The 506-nt window shown below is 38.7% G+C and carries 1 protein-coding gene; it reads left to right on the plus strand.

What is annotated here, in order from left to right:
• Positions 1 to 506: hypothetical protein (locus L2764_RS27620; RefSeq protein WP_248943519.1), on the plus strand; the 506-nt coding region annotated here is incomplete at both ends.

Here is a 506-nt window from a genome sequence, read left to right on the forward strand (position 1 = left end):
ATACAAACAATCGTGCTCTATTCACCTGACTATCCGTTAATGCGTATTGAGATCACCTGTGATGCAAATAAATTATCAGCTGAGAGATCACCACTCGATTCACTCTCAGCAGAGAAGGATGGCTACTCTTGGATTATTGATCCAGCTTGTTGTTTAGCGCCACTTTCCTCCGTTGAAACAACAAAAACGTTAAATCAAAACAAAGCATTTCCTTGTTTAGCGTTGATCAGAGATGGTGTTGAATCAACACCACATTCATTTTTGCTTGAAGCTGTGCTTAATGTAAAAGTTTATGGCGCCCGTGACGGTCAATATTATAAATTATCTTATTTTAAAAACGGTACTGATCAATTAACTGGCCCACAAGATGGCTGGCAAATAACAGAGCATACAATTGAAAGTTTTGAGACTGAATCTGATAGTTTTTATGCATTGAACTACAGTGATCCAGCCCCAGATATTCCTAGAGATGGGCTAGTACATGTTATTAGGCTTGAGTCTTCTCG

The organism is Shewanella surugensis, from assembly GCF_023284005.1.
Taxonomy (GTDB): domain Bacteria; phylum Pseudomonadota; class Gammaproteobacteria; order Enterobacterales; family Shewanellaceae; genus Shewanella; species Shewanella surugensis.